We start from the raw sequence: 23,059 nt of genomic DNA, 5'->3' as shown, positions 1-23,059 counted from the left end.
TAATTTGTAAAAACAGGAGGGTAAGATTACGCAGAAATGGAGACAGGAGCCAGCAGAACGGGCCATCTCAGATGGCCCGTTCTTATTTTAAAGCCAGTTTTTACGCTTGAAATAGAGATAAGGCGCCAGTCCGGCCAGAATCATCAGGCCGATCGCGGCCGGATAACCAAAGCTCCACTTCAGTTCCGGCATAAACTCAAAGTTCATCCCATAGCTGGAGGCCACCAGCGTCGGCGGCAGAAACACCACGGAGACCACCGAGAAGATCTTGATGATGCGGTTCTGCTCGATGTTGATGAAACCCATCGCCGCCTGCATCAGGAAGTTGACCTTCTGGAACAGTGATTCGTTATGTGGCAGCAGCGATTCGATATCGCGCAGAATTTCACGCGCCTGCTCCAGCTGATTGCCCGGCAAACGTGCTTTGCGTACCAGGAAGTTCAGGGCGCGCTGGGTATCCATCAGACAGAGACGCACCTTCCAGCCGATATCTTCCAGTTCCGCTAATCGCGACAGCGCCTGATCGTACTCTTCGCCCTGCTGACCTTCCATGATCACCCGGCTGAGTTTCTCCAGTGCGCTGTAGATGTTCTCGATTTCGTCCGCCAGCTGCTCGATTTTGGTTTCAAACAGGTCGAGCAGCAGCTCAAAGGCATTGCCGTCGATCAGGGTCTGATTACGGGCGCGCATGCGATAGAGACGGAACGCAGGCAGCTCACGTTCGCGCAGCGTGTAGAGACGGCCTTCACGGATGGTGAACGCCACGGTGGAGTTACCGGCGTGATCGTCAGCATCTTCATAGAAGAAGAAGGAGTGGATATGCAGACCATCTTCATCTTCGAAGAAGCGTGCCGAGGCCTCGATATCCTCCAGCTCAGGCCGTGTTGCCAGACTCTGGCCTAGCTCAAATTGCACGCGATCACGTTCGCCCTCTTCCGGCTCGATTAGATCGACCCAGACAGAGGTCGTCAGTTTGTCGTTTTCGTCTTCCAGCTCCAGTCGCGTCAGGCGGCTGTGATCCAGTTTAAATGCGCTCAGCATAGCAATACTCCCCATTGCAGACTAAATGGGACAAGGCAGTCCGCCGTTCCTCAACATGGAACGGGCAGCCTGAACACGGAAACAGAGTTTCAGAGATAAATCAGTGCTGACTCGCGACGGAATCATAAAGGGAGGTCGCTGATAACCGCTAAGGCTACCCGCGTAAAGAGGTAGCCTTAGATGTTATTCCTGGAATCCAGGTCATTGAGCCAGCATCGACTGGGCGTGTCCAAGGCATTGTCCTCTCATGATAATAGTGGGCGCATGTTACGCTGAGACGAAAAAGCCGTCAACCGCACGCTAAAGCGTTTCAAGCTTCGCGTAAGCCGCCACCAGCCACTTGATTCCCTGCCCCTGAAACGCCACCTGAAGACGGCTATGCTCGCCGCTGCCTTCCAGATTAATGATGGTGCCTTCGCCAAATTTTGCGTGATGAACACGCTGACCCAGCGCGAATCCACTGTCATTTTTGGTCACCGGGGCCCCCATCCGCTGATGGTTTACCGGACGGCTGACGCTGGCGCGCAGACGCACTTCTTCTATGCACGCTTCGGGCAGTTCGCCGATAAAACGGGACGGCCGGTGATACACTTCCTTACCATAGAGTCGGCGGGTCTCGGCGTAGGTCAGCGTCAGCTTGAGCATCGCACGGGTCACGCCGACATAAGCCAGACGACGTTCCTCCTCCAGCCGGCCACCTTCATCCAGTGACATCTGGCTCGGGAACATGCCCTCTTCCATGCCGACGATAAACACCTGGCTGAACTCCAGCCCTTTTGCCGAGTGGAGCGTCATCAGCTGAACCGCATCCTGCCATTTGTCTGCCTGGCCTTCGCCCGCTTCCAGCGCGGCGTGGGATAAAAAGGCCTGCAGTGGCATCAGATCTTCATCTTCATCCTGATAGCTGAACTGCCGCGTAGCGGTCACCAGCTCCTCAAGGTTTTCGATACGCGCCTGGCCCTTCTCACCTTTTTCCTGCTCATACATCAGCCACAGGCCAGAGTCTTTGATGACCCGGTCGGTCTGAACATGCAGCGGTAACTCGGCGGTTTCGGTTGCCAGTGAATCAACCAGTTCACAGAAGCGTTGCAGCGCAGACGCGGCCCGGCCAGCCAGCGCACGGCTTTGCAGCAGTTCACGCGTTGCCTGCCACAGCGTCATCTGACGTTCACGGGCCGTCTGACGCACCACGTCGAGCGTGCGATCGCCCACGCCGCGCGTCGGGGTATTCACCACGCGTTCAAATGCCGCGTCGTCATTGCGGTTCGCCATCAGACGCAGATAGGAGAGCGCATCTTTGATCTCCTGACGTTCGAAGAAGCGCATGCCGCCATAAATACGGTACGGCATGCTGCTTTGCAGCAGCGCCTCTTCCAGCACACGCGACTGGGCGTTGCTGCGATAGAGAATGGCGCAGTCGTTGAGCGCGCCGCCGTTCTCCATCCAGACTTTGATGCGGTTGACCACGAAGCGTGCTTCATCCAGCTCATTAAAGGCGCAGTAGATCGAGATCGGTTCGCCATCGCTGCCTTCGGTCCACAGCTCTTTACCCAGGCGACCATTGTTGTTAGCGATCAGGGCGTTGGCGGCTTTCAGGATGTTATTGGTTGAGCGGTAGTTCTGCTCCAGACGGATCGTTTCCGCGCCGGGGAAATCCTGCAGAAAGCGCTGAATATTCTCGACCTGTGCGCCGCGCCAGCCGTAGATCGACTGGTCATCATCGCCCACGATGATCACCCGGCCACTGTCGCCCGCCAGCATCCGAATCCAGGCATACTGAATGTTGTTGGTATCCTGGAACTCATCCACCAGCACGTTGGTAAAGCGTTCGCGGTAGTGATTAAGAATGTGTGGCTTGTTGAGCCATAACTCATGGGCGCGCAGCAACAGCTCGGCAAAGTCGACTAAACCGGCGCGATCACAGGCTTCCTGATAGGCCTGATAGATGCGCAGCCAGGTCTGCTCAATCGGATTGCCGTAGCTTTCGATATGCTTTGGTCGCAGGCCTTCATCTTTTTTACCATTGATGTACCACATGCCCTGACGCGCAGGCCACTGTTTGTCATCAAGGTTCATTGATTTGATCAGGCGCTTGAGCAGACGTAGCTGATCTTCGCTGTCGAGGATCTGAAAATCCTGTGGCAGACCGGCGTCAAGATGGTGGGCGCGCAGTAAGCGGTGCGCCAGACCGTGGAAGGTTCCGATCCACATTCCGCCCTGACTGGTGCCGATCAGATGCTCGATACGGTGACGCATCTCCGCTGCCGCTTTGTTGGTAAAGGTCACCGCCATAATCGAATAGGGTGAGCAGTTCTCCACCGACATCAGCCAGGCAATGCGATGCACCAGCACCCGCGTTTTACCACTGCCCGCGCCTGCCAGCACCAGCAGGTTACTGCGCGGTGCCGCAACGGCAGCGCGCTGATTGTCATTCAAACCATCGAGCAGTTCAGAAACGTCCATAAGCACCGATTACCAAAGAAAAAAACGCCATCGTCACACTGATTATTCCGCCTGCCGCAAGGCATTATCGCTGCCAGTCAGGCGGCGATACAGGTGCCGGATAAGGGACGGCGGCAAAACAAAAAGTGGAGACGACTGGATAAATTTACAGCCATTATAGCAGTGAGGTGAGTGATGCCAACCGCGAAATTTCGACATGCGGCAACAGGCGCGCATCCGGGATATGCATCAGGTTGCCCTGCCGCAGGTTAATCCAGCAGGCCTGCAGCCCGCAGCGCAGTGAGCCCGCCACGTCGGTGGTCAGGTCATCACCCACGTGCAGAATATGGTGTGGCGCGATATCAAGGCGTTGCGCGGCAAGCTGATACATATCCTGCCACGGCTTGGCGCGCCCGTCTGGCCCGGCCCGCAGCGTGAAGCGGAAGTATTCTGCAATGCCCATTTTTTCCGGGCAGGCGTTGCCGTTGGTGACCGCCACCAGCGGGATTTTCTCCGCCAGGGCTTTCAGCGTCTGGTGCGTCTCATCCGGCATCTCGACCTGACTCCGCCACTGATGGAAGACCGCCATCACTTCTGCCGCGCCCGCGGTGGCTTCAGCAGCAGAGAGGCCGATATTCAGCATCGCCAGCTCAACCGAACGGCGTCGCCACTCCGAAACATCATGATAGATATCAGGTTCGCGCTGCAGCAGCTCATCGCGCAACTGCTGATAATCCTGCGGCGTGAAGTCACGCAGCGCCGGATGAAAAGCCTGCAACGCGGCATGGGACTCCAGCGTGGTACGACGGATGACCGGGTAGTTATCGTAGAGTGTGTCATCAAGGTCGAAGGTCATGGCTTTTATGGCCGACAGCGGACGATAAAACTTCATTCGTTCTTTCCTCGTTTGGCGCGGGGATGCGCAGCGTCATACACCGAAGCCAGATGCTGGAAGTCGAGATGGGTGTAGATCTGGGTCGTCGACAGGTTTGCATGACCCAGCAACTCCTGCACGGCGCGCAGGTCACCGCTGGATTCCAGCAGATGCGTGGCAAAAGAGTGTCGTAGCTTATGCGGATGGATATGGCTGGCCACGCCCTGTCGGATGCCCCATTCGGCAAAGCGTTTCTGCACGTTGCGTGGCGAGATGCGGTTGCCGCGCGTGGAAAGAAACAGCGCATCATCCTGGCCGCCAAAGGTTTCACGCAGCGGCAGCCAGTGCTGGATCCAGGTGACTGCCGTGCGACCAATCGGTATCCGGCGCTCTTTGCTGCCCTTACCGACTACCCACACTTCGCCTGAATCGAGATCGACGTGGCGACAATCCATATTCACCAGTTCAGAGAGACGCAAACCGCCGCCATACATCACTTCCAGCATCGCCCGGTCGCGCACCGCCAGCGGATCGCTAAGGTCGATCTCCAGCAGCTGATTTACTTCATCAACATCAATGTTTTTAGGCAGATGGCGTGCTTTACGCGGCGTCATCACCCCTTTGGCCGGGTTGGCAGAAAGCAAACCCTGGCTCACCTGCCAGTCGAGAAAACTGCGCAGGGCGGAGAGCCGCAGCGCGAGGCTGCTGGCGGCCAGTCCGGCGCGACGGCTGCGCGCCGCCATGCTGCGCACCTGCGCCGGTTCCAGCTGCGCCCAGCTGCTCAGCTTCATCTCATCAGCAATCGCCACCAGCGCGGCAAGCTGGCGCGCATAGCTGCTCTGGGTTAACGGACTGAGCTGGCGCTCCACTTTCAGGTAGCGCAGAAATCCGTCGACGGCCTCCTGCAGCGCGCTGCTCATGCGCGTTCAACCCAGCGGGAGAGCAGATCAGGCATCATCTGCGACAGATGCTGCAACAGCAGTGTCCCCATGCCCGATTGATAGTGCTGGCTGTCACGACTGCTGAACACCAGCACGCCGAGATCGCCCTCCTCACCCATTAGCGACATGGCAACCGACCCGATCGCTTTGGCCTGCGGCAACAGCAGCAGCAGTTCCGGCCCATTAATGTTGCCAAGATAGTGATGCTGGTTACCGAAGCGCTGAATACGCAGCGGTTCAAACGCCTGACGCGAGAGGCTCAGCTGAAAGAAATCGGAGGGCGCGCCCAGCAGCCATTTATCACTGAACAGCCGCACATTGGCACCCGCCAGGCCCAGCTCACGCGCCCAGCGATGCAGACGGTTGAGCATATCCTGCAGCGAGTCAGCCGCGGCCAGATGGCTCTCCAGCGACAGCAGACGGTCAAACAGTTCGTGGTTAGCGCTGGCCTGCTCCATCAGCAGTGTGATCTCTTCTTCCAGCCGCTGAATATGGTTGCGTTGCCGCGCCATATGCCATTCGACCAGAGAGACGCTGCCACGCACCGGATGCGGCACGGCCATCTGTTCAACTGCACGGGCATTGCGGATAAAGAAATCGGGATTCTGCCGCAGATAATCACTGACGGCCTGATCGTCCAGCAGAACCGAACTGTCAGCCTGCTCTTCGATATTTTTCATAGATGAATAAACCCATCGTAGACGTGTGTCGCAGGCCCGGTCATATAGAGCGGCTGACCGGCGCCTTTCCAGGTGATGTGCAGCGTTCCGCCAGGCAGGTCGACACGCACTTTGCCTGCCAGAATGCCCTGCTGAATGCCACATGCAACGGCAGCACAGGCGCCGCTGCCGCACGCCTGCGTTTCACCCGCTCCGCGTTCGTAGACGCGCAGGCGGATATGTTCGGGATTGATGATCTCCATAAAACCGACATTGACGCGATCCGGGAAGCGTTCATGACTCTCCAGAATCGGACCCAGCAGTTCAACCTGCGCGGTTTTGACACTTTCGACCTGGATAACGCAGTGCGGGTTGCCCATCGACACCGCACCCAGCATCACCGTCTGTTCGGCCACGCGCAGCAGATAGAGATTTTCGGCTTTGTTGGCACGGAACGGCACCTGCTGAGGCTCAAAGTTTGGCTCGCCCATGTTCACGCGCACCTGGTCGTCAGGCGTGACGGTCAACACCATGCGGCCATTCTGCGTACTGACCCGGATGTCACTTTTGTTGGTCAGCCCTTTCAGCTGAACAAAGCGGGCAAAGCAGCGCGCACCGTTGCCGCACTGTGCGACTTCACTGCCGTCAGCGTTGAAAATGCGATAGTGGAAATCGAGATCGGGATCGTAAGGCGGTTCAACAATCAGCAGTTGATCAAAACCGATCCCCAGATGACGATCGGCCAGCCGGCGGATCAATTCCGGCGAAAAGAAGACGTTTTGTGTCACCGCATCCACAACCATAAAATCGTTGCCGAGACCGTGCATTTTGGAGAACTGCATTTTTTGCTCCGCCGGATAAGCCATCAGATTAGTTCGCTTTTACGCCTGAATTGCCGGTAACCAGCCCGCCGACATCGGCTTTAGAGGCATCCGCTTTCTGGCGGTCGGTTGGGGCTTGTTGTTTCTTCGGCTGATCCTTCGGCGGGAAGTAGAGCGGTCCTTTCAGACCACAACCTGCAAGGCTGATTACTGCCAGTGTCATGGCCAACAGGCTTATTACTTTCTTCATTCTTTATGCTCTTCATGTCCTTTACCTGGATGCTTATCATCGCAGTTGAAGGTGGAAAAGCAACAGGAAATGCCCGCAAATAGCGTGAAGCGGGTGACAAGCCGGGAAGATAGCGGCCACCTGCAGAGCGCAGGCAGCCCGTCAGCATCAGTGCACCTGATAGCGTGGCTGATAGTCGCTGTTGTCGTTGTCAGGCTGCGAGGTACACAGCTGCGTCAGCGTCTGGCTACGGAACGGAATCACCTGGAATCGCTCACCGGTGTTCACAATCTGGTAGAACTGCGGCAGGTTGAAGTTGATAAAGCTCGAACCATAGGTAAAGCGATCGTGCGATGAGGAGTAGAACCGGCTGACATCGCGCACCAGCTCCTCTTTACTGCCTTCACAGTGATGATAGACCTCAACCCGATTGGTCTCATCGAGGATGTAGATATTGAAGCCGCGCTCATCAGTGGTGTTTTCAAAGAAGAACTGAATAATGCCTTCGCTGGCATACCCATTGACCACCGGTGGCAGCGGCGTCTGATTCGTTTCGACTTTGATCGACAGTCCGTGCAGCTTGTTGTTGGAGATCGCGCCATAAAACTCAACCGCGTTTTCCAGCTTCTGCACTGAAACGCTCATGCGTTCAAAGAACAGGCCCCAGGTCTCGCCCGCCATACGCAGCGCTTTAAAGCGACCCGGCTCCTGACGTGTGCTGGAGAGGCGCAGCTCAATGCATTCTGAGACCAGCTGCTGTACCCGCGTCCGGATCAGACCGCGCAGATGCTGGCTGTAGCAGAACACTTCCACCGTATCGGGCGGTGCAGCATCCTGATGCATCTTGCCGAGAATGGTTTTCAGCCCTTCGATCATCGCCTGTTCGCCGCTGAAGTGCAGCGTACGCACCTCATTCCAGGAGTTGCGATAGAGCAGATCGATGCTGCCAATCAGGCACTGCTGCTGCTGACCAAAACTAAAGACATCCAGCTTACGGAAGTCGAAGTGCACCACCTGATTGCGGAAGGCCGCCGTCGGATCGTGTTCAAGGTTAACAATAATCGCAAGGTGCCGGATTTCGCATGGACTGTAGAGCGCTTTTGGCGTCGGCGAGGGCAGACGCAGCGGGAAGTGGCTGGAAACATCGTTAACCAGCTCCTGCAGACGCGCCAGATCGCAAACCTCATTGCCTTTAATATGCAGCCGGGTTTTACGGGTCAGCAGTCCATTGAACCACGCCCACGCCACCAGCTTGTTCAGGTAACGGTTATATTCCAGCGGCTGATGGCTGATAATCGAATCCATGTCCGGCGCCTGGTTATAGAGATACCAGCCGGAACGGTTGGCGCGGCCAGGCGGCACATGAATAAAGGTCAGATTGGGTTCGGAGAGATCGGGCGAAATCTGCGGATTCACCAGCGTCACTTTGCCCGGCAGCGCTTCAAACGCAGCATACAGTTTACGGGTCAACACACCGATATCCTGCGGGCTGGCGCTGACGCTTAAGTTATTGCGACGGGCAAAGCGGATCAGATTGCGATAACTCTGCATCATCGCATCCAGCAATTCATTATGGGCTTCGCGCACCCGCTCGATTTTCCACTCAGCGCGATTATCCAGAATGGCAATCTTCTCTTCGTTCCAGCCCCACTCTTTGACCAGCTGCGATAAAATTTCGCGACGCCAGCCGGTGCGGTGCTGATGATCTTCGGTGCTGAGCTTTTCACACACTTTGAGGTAGAAACAGCGACGCACCAGGTCAAGACGCGGCTGATCGTCAACGCTGGTCAGATAGTGCGTAACGCGCTCCAGCATCATGCAGTAAGGATCAAGCCCGAAGCAGATGATTTCACCGTCATGCAGGCGCTGTTTGATATCCATCGCCAGTAGCTGCGTATTCGGGTATTCCCAGCTGTAGGCTTCCAGCAGCAGCGTTTTCAGTACGGCTTTATACGGGGAGTCGATGCTTTTATAGAGCTGCCACAGGCTGGCGCCGAAATACTCTTCCGCCGACAGCGTGCCGAGGCCGCCAAGATCGAGCCACTCATTAGGGGTCAGCACGCCTTTGGCGTAGAGCGACATTACGTAGTCGTCGTAATTGTGCTCTTCTTCGCCCGGCACCATATTCCACAGGATGCGTTTACCCGCCATACGAACTGCCGTACGGTAGAACTCATCCAGCAGTAAAATGTGTTGTGTTGAACCGCAATCTTCACCGCCCAGACTGCCGCTTTCGTTGTGGCGGAAGCGGTTCTCATCAATCAGAAAGAAACTCACCTCTACGCCCATTGAAACGCACCACTTCTGCAGCAGCGTACATTTGCGCTGCAGATTCAGACGCTCTTCATTATCAAGCCAGGATTGATGGCAGACCCAGATATCGAGATCCGAGACGCTGTTCTGGCCGACAGATGAGGTGCTGCCCATAGAATAGATCGCCGTAATCGGCATTTCGCCTTTCGGCGCATCGGCATGACGCAGATCGCTGTCGCCGGTGAGATCGGCCAGCAGCTGACGCTGATTTTCATCAGGCGTGAAGAAGCTGATGCCATGTGGAACGCTACCTTCAAGGTAACCCGGCATCTGCGGATGTTGATAATGTAATAAGGTTGGCAGCAGACTGTAGACGCGCTGAAAAGCGGGTCCCATAGCAGCCAGCGCACGATCAACGCGCAGCTGGTTGATTGCATCCAGTCTCTGTTTCAGTGTCTCAATGTAGAGGTACAAGACGTTTCGCCTGATTGTCCCAGTGTTTAAGCACCCTGTTTCCACACTCTGCCGCTTATAAAGTAAAAAAGTGGGCAGATAATTGCTGGAAACGTGATCAATCTAACACCCTGCAGATTGACCGTAAAGAAAGTTGCGCTACCTGACAGTTTAGCACGTTCTTACCAGCTTCCCGCCTTTTCAGCTCTGGTTCCCACGTTATGGCTTAATAAACCGGCCTGAAACCGCACGCAGGCCGTTTTCAATCCGTTGAAACTGACAGTCTTCACCCAGAGATGATAGGATATTCAGTGAACGATAAAAATGGTTAACAGCATGTTAGACAAAATTTTCAGAATTGCTACAAGACAAAGCCCGCTCGCATTATGGCAGGCACATTATGTACAGCAACGACTCATGAGTGCCCATCCGGGACTGCGCGTTGAGCTGGTGCCTATGGTCACGAAAGGTGACATTATCCTTGATACGCCGCTGGCAAAAGTGGGTGGCAAAGGGCTGTTTGTCAAAGAGCTTGAGCTGGCGATGCAGGATGGCCGTGCCGATATGGCGGTGCACTCGATGAAGGATGTGCCGGTCAATTTCCCGGAAGGTCTGGGCCTGGTAACCATCTGCGAGCGCGACGATCCGCGCGATGCGTTCGTTTCTCATCATTATGACTCCATCGACGCGCTGCCACAGGGTGCCATTGTCGGCACGTCCAGCCTGCGCCGTCAGTGCCAGATTAGTGCGCGCCGTCCGGATCTGGTGATCCGCTCGCTGCGAGGCAATGTCGGCACCCGCCTCGGCAAGCTTGATGCCGGAGAGTATGACGCGATTATTCTTGCTGTCGCCGGGCTGAAACGCCTGGGGCTGGAAGATCGCATTCGTCAGGCGATGCCTGCCGAAGTTTCCCTGCCCGCCGTGGGTCAGGGTGCGGTCGGCATTGAATGCCGTCTGGACGACACCACCTTAATTGGCCTGTTGCAGGCGCTGAATCACGATGACACCGAAGTCTGTGTCCGAGCGGAGCGCGCCATGAATACCCGTTTAGAGGGTGGCTGCCAGGTGCCAATCGGCAGTTTCGCGGTGCTGGAAGGCGATGACCTCTGGCTGCGCGGCATGGTCGGCGCACCGGATGGCCGGGTCATGGTCAGCGGCGAACGCCGTGGTCCCCGCGCTCAGGCTGAACAGATGGGTATTTCACTGGCCGATGAACTGCTGAATGGCGGCGCGCGTGAAATCCTGAAAGAAGTTTACCAGGGGCAGCCGCCGGCATGACCATTCTGGTGACGCGCCCGGAACCCGCAGCGGCAGAGCTGGTGTCACGCCTGCATGCCCTTGGCAAACAGGCGTGGAGCCTGCCGCTGATAGAATTTGCGCCGGGCGCTGATCTCACCTCTCTGCCACAAAAGCTCGCAGCACTTCGCCCTGGCGACCTGGTTTTTATCCTTTCTCAGCAGGTTATACATTACGCACAACACACCGTCACAGCATGGCCCGCTGAGCTGGACTATTATGCAATTGGTCGCAGCACCGCCCTGGCGTTTCATACCGCCAGCGGACAGCAGGTGACCTGGCCTCATGCGCATGAAACCAGTGAAGAATTGATCCGGCTGAATACCCTTCAGCAGGTTGCCGGTAAACGTGCGCTGATCCTGCGTGGCGATCCCGGACGCGAGTTGCTGGCTCAGACGTTAACCCGGCGAGGTGCTGAGGTGTCGTTTGCAGCCTGTTATCAGCGCTGCCAGAAGTATTATGATGGACCCGTTGAAGGACGCCGCTGGCGCGATCGCGGTGTCTCCGTGCTGGTGGTGACCAGCGGTGAAATGTTACAACAGCTTTTTTCGCTGTTCCCCGCAGTTGATCGCGAGGAATGGCTGCTCAACTGCCGACTGGTTGTCGTCAGTGAACGTTTGGCTACCCTGGCCGCAGGATTGGGTTGGCAGGATATTCAGGTAGCCGATGGTGCCGATAACGATGCGCTGCTGCGCGCGTTACGCTGAACTTTAACAATGGGATGTGCCACATATGACGGAACAAAAAGACTCCTCCGCCATGGTTGAAGAAACCACCCCAGCGGTCGACCGCTCTCCTTCCAGCAACAGCACACCACCGCGTAATGCGAAAAATGGTGGCATGGTGCTGGGTGCAGTTGCGATTGTCATTGCGCTGGCGATTGGTGCGGGTTTATACCTTAACGGGAAACATCAGGCTGATTTACAGGCACAAACCAATCAGAAGCTGAGCGAACAATTAAGCGCGTTGCAACAGCAGGCCAGCAGCGACAAACAGCAGCTGACTCAGCAACTGAGCGGCGCTGAAACCGCGTTGCAGACAGCCCAGACACAGCAGAACGCGTCAGCAAAAGAGCTGGAAACCCTGCGTGAAAAAGTGGCCGTGATTTCTGGCAACGACGTGCGCAGCTGGTTGCTGGCACAGGCGGACTATCTGGTGAAACTGGCTGGCCGCAAACTCTGGAGCGACCAGGATGTCACCACCGCCGCTGCACTGCTGAAAAGCGCCGATGCCAGCCTGGCCGACATGAACGATCCCAGCGTCATGAATGTGCGTCGTGCGCTGACCCAGGATATCAGTAACCTCTCTTCGGTTACGCAGGTCGATTATGACGGCGTGATCCTCAAACTGAACCAGTTGTCGAACAACGTTGATAATCTGCGTCTGGCCGATAATGACAGCGATGATGCGCCGATGGACAGCGATGGCGGTGAACTGTCAGGTTCCGTGCGCGAATGGCGTCAGAATCTGGTGAAAAGCTGGCATAACTTTATGGATGATTTTATTACCATCCGCCGCCGCGATAACACCGCCCAGCCGCTGCTGGCACCTAATCAGGATGTTTACCTGCGTGAGAATATCCGCTCGCGTCTGCTGATTGCTGCTCAGGCGGTACCGCGTCATCAGGATGAGATTTATAAACAATCTATCGACACCGTGTCCGCGTGGGTTCGCGCCTGGTACGACACCAATGATGCCGCTACCAAAGCCTTCCTTGCCCAGCTGGATGAGCTGAGCCAGCAGAACATCAATATGGATCTGCCGGATAACCTGGAAAGTCAGCCGTTGCTGGAACAGCTGATGCAGACCCGCGTCCGGAACCTGTTAGCGCAACCTTCTGCCGCTGCTAATCAGCAGGGAGGCTAAGCATGCTTAAGGTATTTATCCTCTTTATCCTGCTGATTGCTGGCGTGGTGCTGGGACCGATGATTGCTGGTCATCAGGGTTACGTGCTGATTCAGACCGATAACTGGAACATCGAAACCAGCGTCACCGGCCTGGTCATTATCCTCATCCTCAGCCTGCTGGTGATTCTGGCCGTGGAATGGCTGCTGCGCCGCGTGCTGCACACCGGCGCGCGTACCCGTGGCTGGTTTACCGGACGTAAACGCCGTCGCGCCCAGCGTCATACTCAGTCGGCACTGATGAAGCTGGCAGAAGGCGATCACCGTCAGGTGGAAAAACTGCTTTCTAAAGATGCCGATCACGCTGATGTGCCAGTGGCGAACTACCTGCTGGCAGCAGAAGCTGCGCAACAGCGTGGTGATGAAGTCCGTGCCAATCAGCATCTTGAACGTGCTGCAGAGCTGTCGGAGAGCAACACTATTCCGGTAGAAATTGCCCGCGCACGTATTCAGCTGGCACGTAACGAAGATCATGCTGCGCGTCATAGCATTGACCGTCTGCTGGAAGTGGCACCGCGTCATCCTGAAGTGCTGCGCCTGGCCGAACAGGCGTATGTCCGTACTGGTGCCTGGAGTGCATTGCTGGATATTCTGCCCGCCATGCAGAAGGCGCAGGTCGGCGATGAGCTGCATCGTGATGCATTACAGCAGCAGGCCTGGCTGGGTCTGATGAATCAGGCGATGGCCGACCAGGGCAGCGATGGGCTGAAGCGCTGGTGGAACGATCTGAGCCGCAAAACCCGTCAGGAAACGACGCTGCAGGTGGCCATGGCGGATCATTTGATTGAATGCAACGATCACGACACCGCGCAATCGATCGTGCTGGAGGGCCTCAAGCGTCATTATGACGATCGTCTGGTACTGCTGATGCCTCGCATCAAAAGCGGTAATCCGGAAGCGCTGGAGAAAGTATTGCGCCAGCAAATCAAACAACACGGCGCAACACCGCTGCTGCTCAGTACGCTGGGGCAGTTGCTGATGCGTCATGGTGAATGGCAGCAGGCTGCTGAGGCACTGCAGCAGGCGCTGGCACAGCGTCCTGACGCGTTTGATTATGCATGGCTGGCGGATGTTTATGATCGTCTGCGTCGCCCGGAAGAAGCGGCGAAGATGCGTCGTGAAGGGTTGTTGCTCACCTTGAAGAACAATCCCAACGCCTGATCCTCTTTTCATACCTGATAAAGCCGGGCTTGCCCGGCTTTTTTGTGCCCGCAATCTGCCAGCACGCTTTCGCAGGCAAAAAAAAACACCTGCCAGTGGCAGGTGTAAGATCAGGTCGGTAAGACAACCGGGAGGTACCTGACTCAACGTGGTGTCTGTTAACCCTGTAAGGCTTTCGCGATACAGGCAGGCAGACAACAGGTACCTAAAATTGGCTCTGCATCATTCCCAGGTTTATGTAGCATCAGCAGACATAAGAGGTGGAATGAGCATCTACAGCAGAAGTATTGCACAAACCGTGCCAGGTTTATGATTATTTTTAAAATCACAATAAATCAGCAGGTTAAATAATTAGCTCAAAACTTCATTCAACAGGCCTTTCGGGAAATGTCGGTATCCAGCGACAGCTGGCATTTTCTCTGTCTCTGAATGGAGACAGCAAGGCAAATCTCTCTGTGAAATCAACAATAACAATGACTTATTTGTCGGCAATTCACGACGCTGTTGCTCCTGTTTAAGCAACTTTATCTGACAACTGGCGAAATCAAGGGTGAGCTGGCATCAAAGGATTAGCTAACAAGCAGCCCGCTCTCACTGCTGTGCGGGCTTCAGGGAGGCATACGCCTTACGCAAAGACGTCAAAAGACGCCATCCTCAGCGCGGGCGATTACGCACCTCATCCCTGAGGTGCGCCCGTAGTCGGGCCAACGCTTTGCGTTGTTCAAAAACGCTCCTGGCGTTTTTATCCGGGCGGCGCGATGCTTTGCTACAGGCGTATGCTCCCTTCGCTTCACGTATGGCAGACGCATCTGATACTTACAAGGACGCTTCAGACAAATGACAGATCTAAACCCGGATGCATCTGACCACAGCGCATAAGCTCAACGCGCAGGGAGCATGGTCAGAAGAGGAAAGCGTCCCACGCCAGGGACGGCGTGGGCCGAGCGGCCATGGATGGCTTAAGCGACTTTCCGATCTGACCATGTTCTCTTCGCAGGCTCGGATTTACAGCAAACTTATTTAGCTGTACCCACCTAAACCTCCTTCGGAGGTCCTCATCCTCTTTTCTGCAGACGAAAAAAAACCTGTCTTTTCAGACAGGTTTCTAAAATGGTCGGCGAGAGAGGATTACTCTGCTCTGCGAGCAGCGCCCTTCGGGCCGTTGCTGAAGCAACGTTGTCTCGCTACGCTCGGCTCAAACCTCCTTCGGAGGTCCTCATCCTCTTTTCTGCAGACGAAAAAAAACCTGTCTTTTCAGACAGGTTTCTAAAATGGTCGGCGAGAGAGGATTCGAACCTCCGACCCACTGGTCCCAAACCAGTTGCGCTACCAAGCTGCGCTACTCGCCGATTTTTTTAACTGTTTTGCCTGGTGCGAAGAGAGGGACTTGAACCCTCACGTCCGTTAAGACACTAACACCTGAAGCTAGCGCGTCTACCAATTCCGCCACCTTCGCGTTTCCCAGCAAAATCTGGGGTGGCTAATGGGACTCGAACCCACGACAACTGGAATCACAATCCAGGGCTCTACCAACTGAGCTATAGCCACCACAATACTTAATGTCACAAGTTAAAAACCTGCAGCATTTAAATCTCTACTGCCAACCGCGGTAAATCAACCACCGAAGCTCATGCGCACAAACGATATGGCGCGCCCGACAGGATTCGAACCTGAGACCTCTGCCTCCGGAGGGCAGCGCTCTATCCAGCTGAGCTACGGGCGCGTAGCGCCGTTGCGGATGTGCATACTAGAGATAAGCGCCCATCGTGTCTAGTGCTTTTTAAATAAAAAGACGCGTTTGATTACGCTTTGTGCATTTTGTCGACAAATAGTGCATTTCCACTCTCACAACGCGTAAAAATGCGGCATTTATCAGCAATATCAGAGATCGCCACGCCAGTGATAGCGCAAATATTTAAGCAGTTTTAATTGCCGGCGCAGGCGGCCAGGCTGCCGAATCAGACGATAGAGCCACTCCAGACCCAGCCGCTGCCAGATCTCAGGCGCTCGCTTCACATGGCCGGTGAAAACATCGTACGTTCCACCCACGCCCATATAGAGCGCATCAGGCCAGTGCGCACGGCACGCCAGCATCAATAGCTCCTGACGGGGCGACCCCAGCGCTACAGTCACCAGCTTCGCGCCGCTGGCCGCAATCCGGGCAAACAGCGCATCCTGATCGGCTGGCGCAAAATAGCCGTCCTGCGCCCCGACAATATTCACATTCCACTGACGACGTAGCTTATCGCAGGTTTCATCCAGCACCTGCTGACGACCGCCGATAAGAAATACAGGCGTCCCTTCCCGCCCGGCGCGTTCCATCAGCGCTTCCCATAAATCAGCACCCGCAATGCGCTGCACCGACGCGTGTGGATACTTTTTACGAATCGAGCGCACAATGCTGATGCCATCGGCGTACGCATACTCCGCCTGCGCTAACAGCGTGCGTAATCCCTCATCCCGCTCAGCGGTCAGGATCTTCTCCGCATTAATCGCCACTAAAATACCGCTGCGTACGCTGTGCGGCGGCATCAGAAAATTCACCGCCGACGGCATGTTTTCGAAGCCATACAACTCAACGCCGCGAATCCGGTACTGCGGCGTCTCAGTTAACTTTGTCATATCTTCCGTCAATCCCAGAGGCTACTCAGAGCGGGCTGTGCAACACCCGCCTGCTGCGGTCGCGAATCAAACCTGCGCGATCCAGTAACCAGAAAAGTAATTTAGCCATGCCCAGACAGGCAGCAAAAATGATGCAGAAAAACACCACGCGTGAACCGAACGCATCAAGGCCTTCGCGTGCCAGCACGATCATGTTAAAGACCGCGCCAAAACAGAAGCTTTGCAGGATGGCGCCGGTGTAACGGTTGGTCTCAAGACAGCCACGCTGATAGATCGCATCAAAGGCTTTTATAATCATCCCTACCGCGACCGCACCGATCGGAATCGCCCAGACGCCGCCCATTACCACCAGCGACCCTATCAGCGTGGGTGAAATCGCCAGGCCAGAATGGTTGTTCAGCACTTCCCAGGTGAAGTAGTTAGCACTGTTTAACACTGCCAGCGGCCGATCCGGCCAGAGCCAGGTCGGAATGAAAACGTAGAAATCACGCCACAGCGGTGCCAGCCCCTGAAACTCAATTCTGGCGTAGTTATCCAGCAGCAAGGCGAGATTCTCCCACGGCGAGAAGGTATCACGCGTCAGATACAGAAAGGTATAGAACGCTTCATCGCCCATAACGTCGAGGTTATAGCGGCGCAGTGCCAGCCAGAACATTCCTGCAATCGCCAGCACGCCCGCCGTCGCCAGCATCCACAAAGTGATCCAGCCACGGGTAATCCCGATAAACAGGAACAGGGCAAACGCAATAATGATATTGGCTCGGGTACCGCCCACCAGCGCGTAGGTCAGTAAACCAAAGGCAACGGTCACCACCAGGAACAGCAGCCAGTTGCGGCGCGTCGGGCTCAAAAAGTAGGGGATCAGCATCGCCGGAATAAAGAAATAGAAGAAGCGCTTAAGCGCTACACCCGACACTTCACTGGAAAAAATCTGGTTATAGGCGGTCAGGCGGAACAGCAGAAAACCGTTATGAATGAAGAACACCGTCACCGTACCCAGCGCCACCAGCGCCAGGATCACGCAGGTCAGATGGGTTTCGACGCGATTCATCTGCAGCCAGGGCTTCGCCGGAGACGCGCTGGCGGGTTTCAGTCGCACTTTATAGCTGACGTAATAAATGGCGTAAAACGCCGTGGCCGACAGCAGCGCCTCCAGCAGGTTCTCAACCGGCACCACTTCAACATTAAAGCGAAACACCAGCACGGAGGTCAGCGGGAAGCCGAAGTAAAAGGTCAGTAAGAACAGCAGCGTGAAGAACAGATGAAAGTTAAAACGGACGCGCTTAAACTCCCGCCAGGTCAGGGTCAGGATAAAAACCAGCGACAGCAGATAGACCACCAGCAGGCCGCCAAACTGCATAAGACTCATGACAACTCCCCTTCGCTGAGCTGTAACGCGGCCCGCCAGCCCGCCAGATAACCCGGCGCAAAAAAGGCGATAGCCTGTTTATCACAGCTCATCAGCTGACGACGTGCCTCGGCGATCACCGCAGGCGACAGCGTATCTTCACTGAACAATACCGGAAGCTGCTGCTCTGCCACATCACGCCAGAATGGATTTTTGCGGGTCAGGACAAACGGCACGTTGGCCTGAATCAGCAGGCAGAGTGTTCCCACCCCTTGCTGACGTTCAAACATAAAATAGCCGACATGGCAGCGCGCCAGCAGGGCTAAGTAATCATCAAACGCCAGGTTTTCACGCATCAGATTCACCTGCCCGTTTGGGAACAGCGCATCGGCAGCGGCCTGAATCTGGCTGATATAAGCCTCATTACCTGGCGGATAGCCCAAAGGGACCTCGATACGCACCTGCTCGCCAAACTGCGCGTGAATCGCTTTTAAACCTTCGATATGCCGGTTACTCGGATCGCCCGAGTTGCCCAGCAACAGCGTAAAAGGCTCCGACGGGACAGATTCAACGGCTGCGGCGGGCATTCTGGTGGGAAAATAGAGCAGTGAACCGGGTACGCGCCGATGGCGCTGCTGATAGTGATGCAGGTCGCCCCGGGTCGCAAAAACCTGTGCAACCCGCCCCTGCGCTATCCGGCGGACCAGATAGAACAGACGGAACTTCAGGCTGCGCGAATCTTCATAAAGATCGGCGCCCCAGACGTGCCAGAAGAGCTGTGAACGACGCAGCTTACCGCTGAGTAACGCCAGCCAGATCCACGGGTTAAACTGTCCGTGGCAGAAAAAACGCTGCTGACGATTTCTGGCCCGTTGCAGTACCGCCTGCGCCAGCACTTTCTTGCTGGTAAAGCACTCGATCTGCAACGCACTGAACGGCGCCAGGCTCTCGGGCTGCTGCGTCACCACCATAAAATGGCGTGGCGCAGCCGCAGGCTGCTCAACGCTGAGTACGTCGTTGAAAAAGCGCAGCACCGTAAGATTGTGGTGGGGAATGTCCGATCCCAAAACGTGAATTAAAGTCATTTTTTCCGGCAGTAAACAATAAAAGCGCCACAACACAGGGCAAAGTAAGCCATATAGGTAAACATATAGGCCTGCGCCGCACCCGTCGCGCCATGTAACGGGATCAACCAGCGTGAAAACAAGGTCAGCAACAGGAACTGGCTGATCTCAGTCAGAACATAAAAGCGCAGCGAGGCTTTGGCGATAACCAGATATCCGAAAACATAGGCGCCGACCTTAAAAACATCGCCGCACAGCTGCCAGACAAAGAGATCGCGCATCCCGCGAAACGCTTCAGAAAACAGCAGGCTGATGGCGAAATCGCGCAGTACCCAGACACCCAGGCTGGCAACCGCCACGGCGGGCAGGACAAAGCGCAGTGCACGGCCAATCTCGCGCGCGATGTCGCGTTTATTATCCAGCCGCGCCAGCGTCGGCAGCAGCCAGACGCTAAACGTCGCGGTAATAAATTGCAGATAGGCATCGGAAATGCTGGTGACGCCCTGCCACAATCCGACCTGTGCCCAGCCCTGCTGCGCCGCCAGCAGATTACGCATCAGCACCCAGGCGACCGGCAGGGTCACGGCGGTGATCAGCGCCATCAGCGTATATTTTGCCAGATTACGGGCCAGCTCAGGATGCCATTGCGGACGCAGCCAGCTAAGCGGCAGCGGCGCACGGCGCTTCAGCATCAGGAGTGCAGGCAGCAGCAGCAAAGCCGGCACCAGTGCCAGCCCGGTCAGCGCACCCTGATAGCCACCCAGCCACCAGCAGAGCAGATAGCCTGCCACGCCAATCAGGCTGCCGAGAATCAGCGCCAGCGCATTACCGCGCGCGTCGCGATAGCCCTTCAGCAGTGCAAGGGTAAAGTTGGCCCAGGCGATGCCGAGCTGAAGAAAGGCCACCACGCGGATGACGCCCTGATAGCGATCGTGACCAAACAGCGCGATGCTGATGGGTGCCGCCGCCAGCAGAAACAGCAGCGCCAGCACACCGGAAAAGCCCAGTACCATGGTTGATGCCGTGCCCACCATCGCCCGCAATTGCTCGGGCTGCTGCTGATACTGCGCCACATAGGTGGTGACGCCATTAAAGATGCCTGCGCCCGCCAGCACGCCCAGCACGGTGATCAACTGACGGAAGTTCCCCGCCTGGCCGACACCCTCGGGTCCGAAGCTGACCGCCAGCAGTTTGACGACCAGCAGGCCGGCCACAATTTTTACCAGCGTGGACGATGCGGTCCACACTGAGGCTCTGGCTAATGACATCAGGAAAAGAAGCTCAGCAGTGAGCTGATAACCGTGCTCTGATTGTTATCCGACAGGTTATAAAACAGCGGCAGACGCAGCAGGCGTTCACTTTCCCGCGTGGTAAAGCGATCGTCGCCGACAAACTGCGAGAACCGCTCACCGGCGGGCGAACTGTGCAGCGGAATATAGTGAAACACCGTCAGTATCTCGGCTTCTTTCATCCAGTTTATCAGCGCCTGACGATCGTCCTGATCGCGCAGTTTGATGTAGAACATGTGCGCATTGTGTTCACAGCTGGCGGGGATTACCGGCAGGCTGATGCGTCCCTGAGCCGCCAGCGGCTGCAGCGCATCGTAGTAACGCTGCCAGATGCGTAACCGCTGCTGGTTGATACCTTCAGCGGCTTCCAGCTGCGCCCAGAGATAGGCTGCCTGCAGATCGGCCATCAGATAGCTCGATCCCATATCGCGCCAGGTGTATTTATCGACCTGACCCCGGAAGAACTGGCTGCGGTTGGTGCCTTTTTCCCGCACGATCTCGGCGCGCTCGACCAGGCTGGCGTCGTTAATGAGCGTCGCGCCACCTTCGCCGCCGGCGGTGTAGTTCTTGGTTTCGTGGAAACTGAAGCAGCCAATATGACCGATGGTGCCGAGCGCACGACCTTTGTAGCGTGACATCACGCCCTGCGCCGCATCTTCAATCACAAACAGCTTATGCTTTGCCGCCAGCGCCATAATGGTGTCCATTTCACAGGCCACGCCTGCGTAATGCACCGGCACAATGGCGCGGGTTTTTTCAGTGATGGCCGCTTCGATCAGCGTTTCATCAATGTTCATGGTGTCCGGGCGCACATCGACAAACACAATGCGGGCGCCGCGCAGCACAAAGGCGTTGGCGGTAGAGACAAAGGTGTAGCTCGGCATAATCACTTCATCGCCGGGCTGCAGATCGATTAACAGCGCCGCCATCTCCAGCGAAGCGGTACAGGAGGGGGTCAGCAGCACTTTTTTGCTGCCAAACCGCTGCTCCATCCACTGCTGACAGCGACGGGTAAATCCACCATCGCCGCACAGCTTGCCGCTGTTCATCGCCGACTGCATATACTCAATTTCTGTGCCCACAATCGGGGGCGCATTAAATGGAATCATGACCTTTCCTGTAAAACCAGTACGCGGTGCTGTCGAGCCGGGCACCGCTGCGTAAATAGAGGCGCATTGCCGTGAGATTGCTGAGCTGGGTAGCAACCCGAAGCTGAGCCAGCTGTCGTACCCGCGCCCAGTCTGCCGCCGCCAGCATCAGTCGCTGACCCAGCCCCTGGCCCTGCGCGTCGGGCAGTACGCCCAGCAGGCCAATGCGGGCATCGCCATCCACCGCGCGCAGCGAAACAAATCCCTGCAGCTGACCCGCGGCATCGCTTGCCACCAGACACTGATCGTCAAACGCCCCGCGTACCGCATTTTCAATCCACTGCGCATAGAAGCGTCCGCTGGCGTCCGGCGCATACCAGGGCGCGCGAAAACGACTCTGGCTGAAGAGCTGTGAGGCAGCATCGCGCAGTAGCGGAATCTGGGCTTCGCGCGCGATGCGAATTCCCGCCTGCCGTTCAGTCTGTTTCACCGCCAGCGCCAGATCTGCCTCGCCTTCTGCCAGCCGGAACTGGTGCTGCTGCAGCGTATCAATCAGCGCCGTCTCGCTGGCAGCGACTTTCATCTGCATCAGCGCACAGGGATGACGCAGCGCCTGTTCCAGCGGGATGTCACCTTGCGGCTCCAGCCGCACGGTATCAACACCGAAGAATGCGCTCTCCCAGCTAAGGGGATTAATATTGACGTGGACGGGCATGTAATAAATCCAGCAGGTATTGGCCGTAGCCGGTTTTTGTCAGCGCTTCACCCGCGGCCCGCAGCTGGTCATCACTCAGCCAGCTGTTGCGCCAGGCAATCTCTTCCAGGCAGGCAATTTTAAAGCCCTGACGTTTTTCCACCGTCTGCACAAACATGCTGGCTTCCACCAGGCTGTCGTGCGTGCCGGTATCCAGCCAGGCAAAACCTCGTCCCAGCAGTTCGACCGTCAGCTCACCACGCTCCAGATACATCTGGTTAATGGCCGTGATTTCCAGCTCGCCCCGCGCTGAGGGTTTCACCTGTTTCGCGAATTCAATAACCTGATTGTCATAAAAATAGAGCCCGGTTACTGCCCAGCGCGATTTCGGCTGCTGTGGTTTCTCTTCAATCGAGATCGCCTTGAAGTTATCGTCAAACTCCACCACGCCGAAACGTTCCGGGTCCATGACCTGATAGCCGAACACCGTTGCGCCACGATTCTTTTCAACAACTTTGCGGAGCTTGGGGCTGAAGCCCTGGCCAAAATAGAGGTTATCACCCAGAACCAGGCAGCAATTATCCTCGCCGATAAAGGATTCGCCGATGATAAAGGCCTGCGCCAGCCCATCGGGACTTGGCTGCACCGCATAGCTGAGGCGTATCCCAAATTCACTGCCATCGCCCAGCAGCCGTTCAAACTGCGCCCGATCTTCCGGCGTGGTAATTAACAGGATGTCGCGAATACCCGCCAGCATCAGCACGGAGAGCGGATAGTAGATCATCGGTTTGTCGTAAACCGGCAGAAGTTGCTTTGATACTGCACGGGTTATCGGGTGTAACCGCGTGCCCGACCCTCCCGCTAAAATGATGCCTTTCAT

The 23,059-nt window shown here is 56.3% G+C and carries 20 protein-coding genes, 4 tRNA genes and 1 other RNA gene; 4 read left to right on the top strand and 21 right to left on the bottom strand.

Annotated elements, in window-relative coordinates:
• Positions 1–87 precede the first annotated feature (87 nt).
• The 9 genes from corA to LC417_RS19935 all read right to left on the bottom strand — a co-directional run bounded on the left by corA (position 88) and on the right by LC417_RS19935 (position 9,734).
• Positions 88–1,041: a magnesium/cobalt transporter CorA gene (gene corA / locus LC417_RS19970; RefSeq protein ID WP_223566272.1), complete on the bottom strand. Its 954-nt coding sequence runs from the start codon at positions 1,039–1,041 to the stop codon at positions 88–90.
• A gap of 176 nt (positions 1,042–1,217) precedes the next feature.
• The gene (gene ysgD / locus LC417_RS22620; protein WP_353748370.1) at positions 1,218–1,274 is read right to left on the bottom strand and encodes a YsgD/CorL family protein; all 57 of its coding nucleotides are present in this window, start codon (positions 1,272–1,274) and stop codon (positions 1,218–1,220) included.
• A gap of 67 nt (positions 1,275–1,341) precedes the next feature.
• Positions 1,342–3,504, bottom strand: coding sequence for a DNA helicase II (gene uvrD / locus LC417_RS19965; protein ID WP_010257313.1), 2,163 nt, complete (start codon positions 3,502–3,504; stop codon positions 1,342–1,344).
• Positions 3,505–3,658: 154 nt separating this feature from the next.
• On the bottom strand, positions 3,659–4,375 hold the full coding sequence (gene yigB / locus LC417_RS19960; protein WP_022624864.1) for a 5-amino-6-(5-phospho-D-ribitylamino)uracil phosphatase YigB: 717 nt from the start codon (positions 4,373–4,375) through the stop codon (positions 3,659–3,661).
• Positions 4,372–5,277, bottom strand: coding sequence for a tyrosine recombinase XerC (gene xerC, locus LC417_RS19955; protein WP_050680557.1), 906 nt, complete (start codon positions 5,275–5,277; stop codon positions 4,372–4,374). Before xerC ends, yigB begins: the two co-directional genes overlap by 4 nt.
• Positions 5,274–5,978 carry a DUF484 domain-containing protein gene (locus LC417_RS19950; RefSeq protein ID WP_010257324.1) on the bottom strand — a complete coding sequence of 235 codons (705 nt, stop codon included), beginning with the start codon at positions 5,976–5,978 and terminating at the stop codon, positions 5,274–5,276. Before LC417_RS19950 ends, xerC begins: the two co-directional genes overlap by 4 nt.
• Positions 5,975–6,799, bottom strand: coding sequence for a diaminopimelate epimerase (dapF, locus tag LC417_RS19945; RefSeq protein WP_192033975.1), 825 nt, complete (start codon positions 6,797–6,799; stop codon positions 5,975–5,977). The genes LC417_RS19950 and dapF overlap by 4 nt, the downstream gene beginning before the upstream one ends.
• A gap of 28 nt (positions 6,800–6,827) precedes the next feature.
• Positions 6,828–7,028, bottom strand: coding sequence for a lipoprotein (locus LC417_RS19940; RefSeq protein WP_010257328.1), 201 nt, complete (start codon positions 7,026–7,028; stop codon positions 6,828–6,830).
• 147 nt (positions 7,029–7,175) lie between these two features.
• A complete protein-coding gene (locus tag LC417_RS19935; RefSeq protein WP_010257330.1) occupies positions 7,176–9,734 on the bottom strand; it encodes a class I adenylate cyclase in 2,559 nt (852 codons plus the stop codon).
• A gap of 315 nt (positions 9,735–10,049) precedes the next feature.
• On the opposite strand from LC417_RS19935, the gene hemC reads away from it, so the two are divergent.
• Genes hemC through hemY form a run of 4 tightly spaced genes read left to right on the top strand, consistent with a single transcriptional unit; the run spans position 10,050 to position 14,074 of the window.
• Positions 10,050–10,991 carry a hydroxymethylbilane synthase gene (hemC, locus tag LC417_RS19930; protein ID WP_033780891.1) on the top strand — a complete coding sequence of 314 codons (942 nt, stop codon included), beginning with the start codon at positions 10,050–10,052 and terminating at the stop codon, positions 10,989–10,991.
• A complete protein-coding gene (gene hemD / locus LC417_RS19925; RefSeq protein ID WP_033767572.1) occupies positions 10,988–11,716 on the top strand; it encodes a uroporphyrinogen-III synthase in 729 nt (242 codons plus the stop codon). Before hemC ends, hemD begins: the two co-directional genes overlap by 4 nt.
• Before the next feature lie 25 nt (positions 11,717–11,741).
• Positions 11,742–12,875: a uroporphyrinogen-III C-methyltransferase gene (gene hemX, locus LC417_RS19920; protein WP_010257336.1), complete on the top strand. Its 1,134-nt coding sequence runs from the start codon at positions 11,742–11,744 to the stop codon at positions 12,873–12,875.
• Between the two features lie 2 nt (positions 12,876–12,877).
• On the top strand, positions 12,878–14,074 hold the full coding sequence (gene hemY, locus LC417_RS19915; protein ID WP_223566271.1) for a protoheme IX biogenesis protein HemY: 1,197 nt from the start codon (positions 12,878–12,880) through the stop codon (positions 14,072–14,074).
• Between the two features lie 1,111 nt (positions 14,075–15,185).
• Here the strand turns inward: hemY and LC417_RS19910 are convergent.
• From LC417_RS19910 to rfbA, 12 genes are all read right to left on the bottom strand, one after another.
• Positions 15,186–15,315, bottom strand: a non-coding RNA gene (locus LC417_RS19910) — RtT sRNA.
• 31 nt (positions 15,316–15,346) lie between these two features.
• Positions 15,347–15,423 (bottom strand) — tRNA-Pro (locus LC417_RS19905).
• A gap of 20 nt (positions 15,424–15,443) precedes the next feature.
• A tRNA-Leu gene (locus LC417_RS19900) sits at positions 15,444–15,530 on the bottom strand.
• A gap of 16 nt (positions 15,531–15,546) precedes the next feature.
• Positions 15,547–15,622, bottom strand: a tRNA-His gene (locus LC417_RS19895).
• Between the two features lie 98 nt (positions 15,623–15,720).
• Positions 15,721–15,797, bottom strand: a tRNA-Arg gene (locus LC417_RS19890).
• 158 nt (positions 15,798–15,955) lie between these two features.
• Positions 15,956–16,696 carry a lipopolysaccharide N-acetylmannosaminouronosyltransferase gene (gene wecG, locus LC417_RS19885; RefSeq protein ID WP_010671671.1) on the bottom strand — a complete coding sequence of 247 codons (741 nt, stop codon included), beginning with the start codon at positions 16,694–16,696 and terminating at the stop codon, positions 15,956–15,958.
• 25 nt (positions 16,697–16,721) lie between these two features.
• Entirely contained in the window at positions 16,722–18,065 is a 1,344-nt protein-coding gene (gene wzyE, locus LC417_RS19880) for an ECA oligosaccharide polymerase (RefSeq protein WP_033767575.1), read from the bottom strand.
• Positions 18,062–19,129, bottom strand: a complete 1,068-nt coding sequence (locus LC417_RS19875; RefSeq protein ID WP_154210636.1) for a TDP-N-acetylfucosamine:lipid II N-acetylfucosaminyltransferase — start codon at positions 19,127–19,129, stop codon at positions 18,062–18,064. The genes wzyE and LC417_RS19875 overlap by 4 nt, the downstream gene beginning before the upstream one ends.
• On the bottom strand, positions 19,126–20,376 hold the full coding sequence (gene wzxE / locus LC417_RS19870) for a lipid III flippase WzxE (RefSeq protein WP_062759456.1): 1,251 nt from the start codon (positions 20,374–20,376) through the stop codon (positions 19,126–19,128). Before wzxE ends, LC417_RS19875 begins: the two co-directional genes overlap by 4 nt.
• Positions 20,376–21,506, bottom strand: a complete 1,131-nt coding sequence (gene rffA / locus LC417_RS19865; protein ID WP_010257349.1) for a dTDP-4-amino-4,6-dideoxygalactose transaminase — start codon at positions 21,504–21,506, stop codon at positions 20,376–20,378. Before rffA ends, wzxE begins: the two co-directional genes overlap by 1 nt.
• On the bottom strand, positions 21,493–22,200 hold the full coding sequence (gene rffC / locus LC417_RS19860) for a dTDP-4-amino-4,6-dideoxy-D-galactose acyltransferase (RefSeq protein WP_111534681.1): 708 nt from the start codon (positions 22,198–22,200) through the stop codon (positions 21,493–21,495). The genes rffA and rffC overlap by 14 nt, the downstream gene beginning before the upstream one ends.
• Positions 22,178–23,059, bottom strand: a complete 882-nt coding sequence (gene rfbA, locus LC417_RS19855) for a glucose-1-phosphate thymidylyltransferase RfbA (RefSeq protein ID WP_223566270.1) — start codon at positions 23,057–23,059, stop codon at positions 22,178–22,180. Before rfbA ends, rffC begins: the two co-directional genes overlap by 23 nt.

It is taken from the genome of Pantoea sp. OVA07A (genome assembly GCF_019969975.1).
GTDB classification, from domain to species: Bacteria; Pseudomonadota; Gammaproteobacteria; order Enterobacterales; family Enterobacteriaceae; genus Pantoea; species Pantoea agglomerans.
Note: the sequence above shows the minus strand (reverse complement) of the source record. Positions and strands in the feature narration are given on the sequence as shown.

What these genes read in the sequence shown, in the direction of transcription:
- LC417_RS19875 (WP_154210636.1), bottom strand. Translation starts at nt 19,129, where the DNA reads ATGACTTTAATTCACGTTTTGGGATCGGACATTCCCCACCACAATCTT.
- hemD (WP_033767572.1), top strand. Translation starts at nt 10,988, where the DNA reads ATGACCATTCTGGTGACGCGCCCGGAACCCGCAGCGGCAGAGCTGGTG.
- hemC (WP_033780891.1), top strand. Translation starts at nt 10,050, where the DNA reads ATGTTAGACAAAATTTTCAGAATTGCTACAAGACAAAGCCCGCTCGCA.
- yigB (WP_022624864.1), bottom strand. Translation starts at nt 4,375, where the DNA reads ATGAAGTTTTATCGTCCGCTGTCGGCCATAAAAGCCATGACCTTCGAC.
- LC417_RS19940 (WP_010257328.1), bottom strand. Translation starts at nt 7,028, where the DNA reads ATGAAGAAAGTAATAAGCCTGTTGGCCATGACACTGGCAGTAATCAGC.
- wzyE (WP_033767575.1), bottom strand. Translation starts at nt 18,065, where the DNA reads ATGAGTCTTATGCAGTTTGGCGGCCTGCTGGTGGTCTATCTGCTGTCG.
- rffC (WP_111534681.1), bottom strand. Translation starts at nt 22,200, where the DNA reads ATGCCCGTCCACGTCAATATTAATCCCCTTAGCTGGGAGAGCGCATTC.
- hemY (WP_223566271.1), top strand. Translation starts at nt 12,878, where the DNA reads ATGCTTAAGGTATTTATCCTCTTTATCCTGCTGATTGCTGGCGTGGTG.
- wecG (WP_010671671.1), bottom strand. Translation starts at nt 16,696, where the DNA reads ATGACAAAGTTAACTGAGACGCCGCAGTACCGGATTCGCGGCGTTGAG.
- rffA (WP_010257349.1), bottom strand. Translation starts at nt 21,506, where the DNA reads ATGATTCCATTTAATGCGCCCCCGATTGTGGGCACAGAAATTGAGTAT.
- hemX (WP_010257336.1), top strand. Translation starts at nt 11,742, where the DNA reads ATGACGGAACAAAAAGACTCCTCCGCCATGGTTGAAGAAACCACCCCA.
- wzxE (WP_062759456.1), bottom strand. Translation starts at nt 20,376, where the DNA reads ATGTCATTAGCCAGAGCCTCAGTGTGGACCGCATCGTCCACGCTGGTA.
- dapF (WP_192033975.1), bottom strand. Translation starts at nt 6,799, where the DNA reads ATGCAGTTCTCCAAAATGCACGGTCTCGGCAACGATTTTATGGTTGTG.
- LC417_RS19950 (WP_010257324.1), bottom strand. Translation starts at nt 5,978, where the DNA reads ATGAAAAATATCGAAGAGCAGGCTGACAGTTCGGTTCTGCTGGACGAT.
- uvrD (WP_010257313.1), bottom strand. Translation starts at nt 3,504, where the DNA reads ATGGACGTTTCTGAACTGCTCGATGGTTTGAATGACAATCAGCGCGCT.
- rfbA (WP_223566270.1), bottom strand. Translation starts at nt 23,059, where the DNA reads ATGAAAGGCATCATTTTAGCGGGAGGGTCGGGCACGCGGTTACACCCG.
- corA (WP_223566272.1), bottom strand. Translation starts at nt 1,041, where the DNA reads ATGCTGAGCGCATTTAAACTGGATCACAGCCGCCTGACGCGACTGGAG.
- xerC (WP_050680557.1), bottom strand. Translation starts at nt 5,277, where the DNA reads ATGAGCAGCGCGCTGCAGGAGGCCGTCGACGGATTTCTGCGCTACCTG.